The 7,453-nt window shown below is 64.6% G+C and carries 7 protein-coding genes and 1 tRNA gene; 6 read left to right on the top strand and 2 right to left on the bottom strand.

Annotation, left to right across the window (positions count from 1 at the left end; genetic code table 11):
- Positions 1-279 (bottom strand): helix-turn-helix domain-containing protein (locus HMPREF9463_RS11560; protein ID WP_369796795.1); only part of this gene is annotated, 279 nt, incomplete at its 3' end.
- Positions 280-566: 287 nt separating this feature from the next.
- Here HMPREF9463_RS11560 and HMPREF9463_RS03450 point away from each other — a divergent pair.
- From HMPREF9463_RS03450 to proB, 4 genes are all read left to right on the top strand, one after another.
- A tRNA-Ala gene (locus tag HMPREF9463_RS03450) sits at positions 567-639 on the top strand.
- Positions 640-703: 64 nt separating this feature from the next.
- Complete coding sequence (locus HMPREF9463_RS03445) at positions 704-1,162, top strand: hypothetical protein (protein ID WP_035137239.1); 459 nt, start codon at positions 704-706, stop codon at positions 1,160-1,162.
- A gap of 84 nt (positions 1,163-1,246) precedes the next feature.
- Positions 1,247-2,752, top strand: a complete 1,506-nt coding sequence (locus HMPREF9463_RS03440; protein ID WP_035137238.1) for a nicotinate phosphoribosyltransferase — start codon at positions 1,247-1,249, stop codon at positions 2,750-2,752.
- A 79-nt stretch (positions 2,753-2,831) separates the two neighbouring features.
- The gene (proB, locus tag HMPREF9463_RS03435; RefSeq protein ID WP_035137237.1) at positions 2,832-3,959 is read left to right on the top strand and encodes a glutamate 5-kinase; all 1,128 of its coding nucleotides are present in this window, start codon (positions 2,832-2,834) and stop codon (positions 3,957-3,959) included.
- A 209-nt stretch (positions 3,960-4,168) separates the two neighbouring features.
- Here proB and HMPREF9463_RS03430 read toward each other — a convergent pair whose 3' ends face one another.
- Positions 4,169-5,587, bottom strand: coding sequence for an alpha/beta fold hydrolase (locus HMPREF9463_RS03430; RefSeq protein ID WP_035137236.1), 1,419 nt, complete (start codon positions 5,585-5,587; stop codon positions 4,169-4,171).
- 112 nt (positions 5,588-5,699) lie between these two features.
- On the opposite strand from HMPREF9463_RS03430, the gene HMPREF9463_RS03425 reads away from it, so the two are divergent.
- Together HMPREF9463_RS03425 and HMPREF9463_RS03420 are read left to right on the top strand one after the other, a co-directional pair.
- Positions 5,700-6,986: a glutamate-5-semialdehyde dehydrogenase gene (locus HMPREF9463_RS03425; protein WP_035137234.1), complete on the top strand. Its 1,287-nt coding sequence runs from the start codon at positions 5,700-5,702 to the stop codon at positions 6,984-6,986.
- 81 nt (positions 6,987-7,067) lie between these two features.
- Positions 7,068-7,453 (top strand): helix-turn-helix domain-containing protein (locus HMPREF9463_RS03420; RefSeq protein ID WP_052044057.1); only part of this gene is annotated, 386 nt, incomplete at its 3' end.

The following is a 7,453-nucleotide window of genomic DNA, read 5'->3' as shown; positions in this document are numbered from 1 at the left end:
CCGAGTCGGCGCACAGCTGCGCGGCCCGGGCCTCGTAGAAGACGTGGGGCGGCGCTTGCAGCCGATCGCGCGGTACCGGCCGCAGCCGTTGCAGCATCGCGGCCACGCGGCCAGGCGCGGGCAGGCCGCCGACAGGTCGGCGGAGGCGTCCACGCGCTCGCCGCGCCTGGGCTTCGGCGCCGTCACGAACCTGTGCGACGCCACCTCGGCGCTCACCGTCGAGGGCGACCTGCCCAGCTCCCTCGCGATCTCCCTGCACGAGGCCCCGCGCTCCAGCATCCTCTGGACCGTGTCCCGCTCGTGCCTCGTGAGCCTTCCGTAGGCCCTCGGGACCGCCCTCGCGGAGCCCCTATTCTTCTTTCCGGACATGCCGTCCTCCGATCTCCCGGGGCCGGCCGGTCCGGCCCTCAGGGTATCGGGTTCCCACATTCATCCGCACATGTGCGGATGAATGTGGGAAGTGTTCGGATGAAGTTGATAATCAAGGCAAAATAGCCGCGCCCCAAAAAGACTGGTTATTGGGCGTTGACAGTTGGCGAGCCGTAGGTAAAATATCGACTTGTCCTGGGGACGTAGCTCAGTTGGGAGAGCGCTGCCGTCGCATGGCAGAGGCCGAGGGTTCGACTCCCTTCGTCTCCACCCTTGGATTTGATAAGCCGCTGACATTGTGTCGGCGGCTTTTTTTAAAAGAAAGGGCTATACCATGGCCGAGCTTGAGTCCCAACCATTGTCCGACGAGGAGCGCGCCGAGTTGGAAGAGCTCCGCGCTGAGAAGGCCCGCCGCGAGGCTCGGGAAGAGGCCCGTCGCGAGCGTGAGGAGCTGGCTGCCCTGCGCGCCGAGCGTGCGAAGGCCGAGGAGGTCGCCTCGAACGCCGCATCCGAGCGCAAGCCCGCACCCGCACCCAAGCCCGCTGCTGCGAAGCCTGTACCCGCCGCGCCCAAACCTCAGCCTAAAAAGGCCGCTCGTCCCAAGTCCGTCGAGCCCAAGCCGAGCCGTGACGAGATGACCTTTGCCCAGCGCATGGTTACCTCCAAGGAACCTACGGGCGAGAACGAGATCCCTGGCATGGCGCCGGCTCAAAAAATCATCATTGTCCTTGCCCTCATCGCGTTTGTCATCTTTATGGGCTACACGATCCTGACCAGCATGGGCCTGCTCTAACCTATTTGCATCGGGCGTTATGTCCGCATCCTCTGCTCTCGTCTAACCCTCAAATTCTGTACCACACATCCGAAAGGTCGCCCCATGGCTTTGACCGACATCTCGCATCCCACCGACATTGCAATGCTCACCGATCTGTACGAGCTCACTATGGCCCAGGGCCTGTGGGAGAGCGGCAAGGCCAATGAGCAGGGTTGTTTTACCGCTTTTTACCGCGACCATCCCTTTGGCAGCGCCTATGCCGTCATGTGCGGCACCGCCGAGCTGCCCGAGCTGGTCGAGAACCTGCGCTTTACGCCCGAGGATATCGACTACCTCGCATCGCTTGAGGCCCCGGCCGGCGGCGCGATGTTTAAGTCCGCATTCCTCGACTATCTGCGCGATTTTCGTGCGCATGTAAACATCGACGCCGTGCCCGAGGGCGAGCTCGTCTTTCCGCGCGAGCCCATGGTGCGCGTCACCGGCCCCGCGCTGGAGTGCCAGCTGCTCGAGACGGCGCTGCTCAACATCGTCGGGTTCCAGACGCTTGTCGCCACCAAGACGGCGCGCGTGGTGCTCGCCGCTGACGGTCGCCCCGTGGCGGAGTTTGGCCTGCGCCGTGCCCAGGGCCCCGATGGCGGCCTAGCTGTTGCGCGCGCGAGCTACGTTGCCGGCTGCTCCTCTACGTCCAATGTGCTCGCCGGCCGCCGCTACGGTATTCCCGTCTTTGGCACGCATGCGCACAGCTGGGTGATGAGCTTCGATTCCGAGCTCGAGGCCTTCCGCGCCTTTGCCAAGTCGAGCCCCAAGAACTGCACGCTGCTCATCGACACCTATGACGTGCGCGAGGGCTGCGAGCATGCCATTACGGTTGCCAAGGAGATGGAGGCGGTGGGCGAGCGCCTGTCGGCTATTCGCATCGACTCCGGCGACCTTGCCAAGCTCTCCAAGTATGTTCGCGGCCGTTTTGATGCCGAGGGCCTGCCCTATGTGGGTATCTCGGTGTCCAACGACCTGGACGAGTACACGATTCAGTCGCTGCTCGACCAGGGCGCGCCCATCGATAGCTTTGGCGTGGGTACCAAGCTCGCGACCTGCTACGACCAGCCGGCGCTGGGCGGCGTGTACAAGCTTTCCGCCCGCCGTGCGAGCGAGGCCGACCCGTGGACGCCGGTGGTCAAGCTCTCCGAGCAGCCCTATAAGCGCACGATCCCGGGCGTACAGCGCGTGCGCCGTTATTACGACGGCTTTGGCGGCCCGGTCTGCGACATGATCTACGACGAGGACCATCTGGCGGGGGAGGGCGCCGCGCGCGGCAATACCCTCGTGGCCGTGAATGATGCCGCCCTGGTGACCGACGTGTCCGAACTTGAGTATCGTGAGCTGTTGGTGCCGATCGTGCGCGACGGCAGTGCGGTGGCTCCGCGTGAGAGCATCCAGGACGCGCGCGAGCGCTGTGTTTGGGCGCTCGATCATCTGGATGCGGCTTTCAAGCGCTTCCTGTATCCGCAGACCTACGTGGTGGGTATGGAACAGGGCCTGGCCCAGGTGCGCGACGAGCTCGTGCGCAAGAATATGGCCGCGGCCTCGGCTTTCCCCTGGGCAAAATGATTCCTTGGGCGGTAGGGGCGAGTCACGCTCCCTTGGCCGCCAGCTCGGCCGTTCGCTGAACAGTTGATTGGTTTGACGTATGACGACTTCTTATAAAACGATGGTGGTAAAGATCGGTTCGTCCACGGTGGTGGGCGCCGATGGCAAGGTCAACCGCGCCTTTATCGGCGGACTTGCCGATCAAGCCGCAGCGCTGCGCAAGCTCGGCTGGCGTCTGGTCGTGGTGAGCTCGGGCGCTATTGCCTGTGGCTATCCCGTGTTGGGCTTCGACCGCAAGCCGGTCGGCGACCTTCCGAGCCTGCAGGCCTGCGCCTCGGCTGGTCAGTGCATCATCTCGTCGGCCTACGACGAGGAGTTCCATGCGCGCGACCTGCTCACCTCGCTCGTGCTGCTCACGCGTCACGACACGGCGCGTCGCACGTCCTACCTGCACGCGCGCGACGCCCTGCTGCGTCTGGTGGAGCTGGGCGTGGTGCCGGTCGTCAACGAGAACGACACCGTTACCGTCGACGAGATCAAGTTTGGCGACAACGACACACTGGCGGCGCTCGTGAGCTGCCTGGTATCTGCCGATCTGTGCGTGACGCTCTCGGACATCGATGGTCTCTATACTGCCAATCCGCATGAGGACCCCACGGCCGAGTTTGTTCCTGTCGTGCATAAGATCGATGCCAAGATTATTGCCTCGGCGGGCGATTCTTCCACATCGGTGGGCACGGGCGGCATGATTACCAAGATCCGCGCGAGTCGCATCCTGATGACGGCGGGCATTCAGAGCGTGATTTGCTCGGGCGAGGAGCCCGATGCGCTCGTGCGCCTCGCCCGCGGCGAGAGCGTGGGCACGCTGTTCGATCCGCCGGCGGAGCGTCTGGACATCGCGCCCCGCAAGCTGTGGATCGCGCTGGGCGACAAGGCACATGGGTCGGTGACGGTTGATGATGGTGCTGCGAAGGCGCTGGTTAGCCGTGGCTCTTCCTTGCTTGCGGTGGGTATTCGCGAGGTCGATGGCCAGTTTGCCGAGGGCGATGTGCTCGATGTGTGCGATCCGAGCGGTATGGTCGTCGCCCGCGGTATCGCCGAGGCCGATTCGGACGTGCTGGAACTTGCTGCCGGTCGCCGCCAGGACCAGATCGCCAGCAACCGCCTGCTCGCTAACCTGGCCGAGAAGCCGGCGATACACAGGGATAATTTAATCGTCTTCGCATAACCAATTGACGCTGCAAACGCCCCTAAGCGGCAATCTGACGTTCAATCGTCGGGCATGACCAAAAGGTCAATGCCCTCCTCTTTCACGTCACCTTGCTCGCTTAGGGGCGTTTTCGCTTTCCGTTCTCTACCTGCGGCATTGTCGTTGCCGGCACTTGTTCGGCACTTGGGGACGTTCCTTTTGTGCCGGCAGGTGGGGACACTCCTTTGCTAGAAGATCTGGCGCAGGTCTCCTCGGTTGAGGGCTTCGTTGAAGAGGTGCTTGAACACCACGCTGCCGTGCAGGCCATCGTGCTCGAACTCGTTAGTCACCCAGGCATGCGAGTTGCCCACGCGGCTGAGCGTATCGAGCTGCAAGCCCGAATCGACGTACATGTCGTCGAAATACACCGCGGCCTGGAGCGGCACCTCGTTGCACGCCAGTCGCTGCGGGTCGTAGATCTTGTCCCAGCTGGTGTCTTCCATCAGCAGGTCCATGGCGGGTTTGAAGGGCTTGAGCTCGGGCATCTGCTCGAACATCCACGGGAACATTGCCTCGCCGGTAAACATGAGCGGGCGCGCGAGGGTGTCGAACTCGGCGCGGTGTGCCTTCTCTTCGGCCGCGGCCCAACCAATGGGCATAGTGTCGCCGTCGGCGTAGATGAACTCCTGCAGTGTCCAGTACAGCGGGTTTGTACGCGTGTTGGTGCGCTCGAAGGCGCGCATCAAAAAGCTGTCAGATACCGAGGCGCCGCAGGCCAGCGTGCCGTCGCCGTCGGCAAAAGCGTGATCGACAATCCAATGCATGCGCTCAAAGCTCGGCTTCATACCAAAGTCGCTGCCCATGAGCTGTAGGCGCTCGACCGTCATCGGTGAGCCGTCGGGCAGCACGGGCTTCTGGGCCTCGAGCGCATCGGCCAGTGCCGCCACGCGCTCGACGTCGGCGGGGTAGCGGTCGTAATACTGCTGAGTCTTGGCCGCCATGCGCGGGAAGGTGTGCGCGTAGACCTCGCTTGCGCTCGCTGGCACATGTGGAATGCCGCCGCAGGTAAAGCTCGCCGCCACGCCTTCGGGGAAGAGCGACAGATAGCTCAACGTCAAAAAGCCGCCGTAGCTCTGCCCGAGTGTGACCCAGGGCTTGCCGCCAAAGCCCACCAGGCGCAGGTACTCAAAATCGCGCACGATGGAGCTGGCGAGGTGGCGCTTGAGGAAGTCAGCCTGCGAGCGTGCGGCATCGGAGCCGGCCGCCGTCGCGCGCTCGCCCAGTGCGGCAATCGTGCGCCCGTCCACGCAGCAACTGCGTCCGGTGCCGCGCTGGTCGGGAAGGACCACGCGGAAGTGCTTGACGGCCTCCTCGATCCAGCCGTCGCTTGTGGGCGACAGCGGACGCGGGCTCTCGCCGCCGGGGCCGCCCTGCAAAAACAGGAGCAGCGGCAGATCGTCGTTGATGCGGTCGGGCGCGCAAACCACGCGGTAGAAGAGCTTGATGCTCTCGGGCGCGCCGGCGATTGGTGCCGGCATGGCGCCGCGGCGCATGGTGCTGCCGACGGCCAGGAGCATCGGCTCCAGGCCGCGCCAGTCAAGGGGGACGTCGATGCTGTGGTCCTCGACGTAAAGGCCGGGGACGTGGTACGAAGTGATGAGGGCCATGTGAGTCTTCCGTTCGTTGCGGTGTTTCGGGTTGACCAATTCTACCGCCGCGGGCGAGGCCATGCGCAAATCGGCTACCATTGTTGCAAACTTCTAGGAGAAAGGGCCGCCCATGTCGGTCGATATAGCCACGTATGTCCACGATCTTGCCGTTGCCGCCAAGGCAGCGTCGGCCTCGCTTGCCACGGCGAGCGATGAGCAGCGCCAGGAGGCCGTGCGCGCCATGGCCGCAGCACTGCGCAACGGTGTCGACTCCATCGTCGCCGCCAACGAGCTCGACATGTCCGCCGCGCGCGATGCGGGTACCTCGGCCGGACTGCTCGATCGCCTGCTGCTGACGCCTGAGCGCGTCGAGGGCATGGCCGCCGGCCTGGAAAAGCTCGCCGAGCTGCCCGATCCCGTGGGCCGCGTGCTCGACCACCGCGTGCTTGCAAGCGGCGTGGACCTGACCCGTGTGAGTGTTCCGCTGGGCCTGGTCGCTATGGTCTACGAGGCGCGCCCCAACGTGACGGCCGACGCCGCAGGCATCTGCATCCGTACCGGCAACGCCTGTATTCTGCGCGGCGGCTCGCTGGCCTATCACTCGTGTGCCATGATCGCCGAGCTGCTGGCCGATGCGCTCGAGGCCAAGGGCTTCCCGCGCGAGGCCGTGTCGATGATCGAGTCCACCGACCGCGAGGCCACTGGCGAGTTCATGAAGCTCCGCGGCATTGTCGACGTACTCATTCCGCGCGGCGGTGCAGGCCTGATCCAGCGCTGCGTGCGCGAGTCGCTTGTGCCGGTGATTGAGACGGGCACGGGCAACTGCCACATCTACGTGCATGAATCCGCCGACTTTGATAAGGCGCTCAACATTATCGTTAATGCCAAGACCCAGCGCGTAGGCGTGTGCAATGCCGCCGAGTCGCTGCTGGTCGACCATGCTGTGGCCGATGCGTTTTTGCCTGCGGTCGTTGCCGTGCTGCACGATCACGGCGTGCTCATTCACGGCGACGAGGCCACGTGCGCCGCGTGCGCCGACGCCGGCTTTGTGGAGGGCGATGACTACGTCGCCGCGACTGAGGAGGACTGGGGTCGCGAGTACCTGGCGCTCGAGATGAGCGTGAAGGTCGTGGCAAACGAGGACCAGGCCATCGCACACATCAATCGCTACGGCACGATGCACTCCGAGGCCATCGTTGCCGAGGACACGGACGCTTGCGAGCGCTTCCTGGATGCGGTCGATGCCTCGGCCGTGTACGCCAACGCCAGCACGCGCTTCACTGACGGCGGCGAGTTTGGCCTGGGCGCCGAGATTGGCATCTCGACCCAAAAGCTCCACGCCCGTGGCCCCTTTGCCGCCGAGGCCCTCACTACCTACAAATACAAGCTCCGAGGCACCGGCCAGGTCCGCCCCTAACGACCGCGCAAGAAAAACCGCCACAAAGGTGCCTGTGAACTGCCTCCCATTTCTTGGACATCGGGAAATGGGAGGTTTTCCATGAGTATAGACCTCAGGGTGAAGCACGACCTGGAGTCCAGGAGGCGGGCCGTCGAGCTCTTCGACGCCGGCGTCGGCTGCAAGCCGGCGGCCGAGGCCCTGTCCGTCCCCCGCGAGACCGTGAGAGAATGGCAGTGGGTATACCGGGCGTTCGGAAGCGAGGCGCTGCTGTCCATGGGCGGGAAACAATCCAGGTACACATTCGAGCAGAGGGTCGCCGCGGCGTCGGCCGTGGTCGACGGCGGGATGGCGAAGGCCGACGCTATGGCCGAGTTCGGGATCAGGTCGAAGTCCCCGCTGGAGCGCTGGTGCAGGCTCTACCGCGAGGGCGGCGCCGAGGCGCTGCGGCCCCGCCCGAAGGGCAGGCCGAGGGGGTCGAGGTCGAA

Source organism: Collinsella sp. 4_8_47FAA (genome assembly GCF_000763055.1).
Lineage (GTDB): Bacteria > Actinomycetota > Coriobacteriia > Coriobacteriales > Coriobacteriaceae > Collinsella.
This window is presented reverse-complemented; position numbering and strand designations above follow the sequence as displayed.

What these genes read in the sequence shown, in the direction of transcription:
- HMPREF9463_RS03445 (WP_035137239.1), top strand. Translation starts at nt 704, where the DNA reads ATGGCCGAGCTTGAGTCCCAACCATTGTCCGACGAGGAGCGCGCCGAG.
- HMPREF9463_RS03440 (WP_035137238.1), top strand. Translation starts at nt 1,247, where the DNA reads ATGGCTTTGACCGACATCTCGCATCCCACCGACATTGCAATGCTCACC.
- proB (WP_035137237.1), top strand. Translation starts at nt 2,832, where the DNA reads ATGACGACTTCTTATAAAACGATGGTGGTAAAGATCGGTTCGTCCACG.
- HMPREF9463_RS03430 (WP_035137236.1), bottom strand. Translation starts at nt 5,587, where the DNA reads ATGGCCCTCATCACTTCGTACCACGTCCCCGGCCTTTACGTCGAGGAC.
- HMPREF9463_RS03425 (WP_035137234.1), top strand. Translation starts at nt 5,700, where the DNA reads ATGTCGGTCGATATAGCCACGTATGTCCACGATCTTGCCGTTGCCGCC.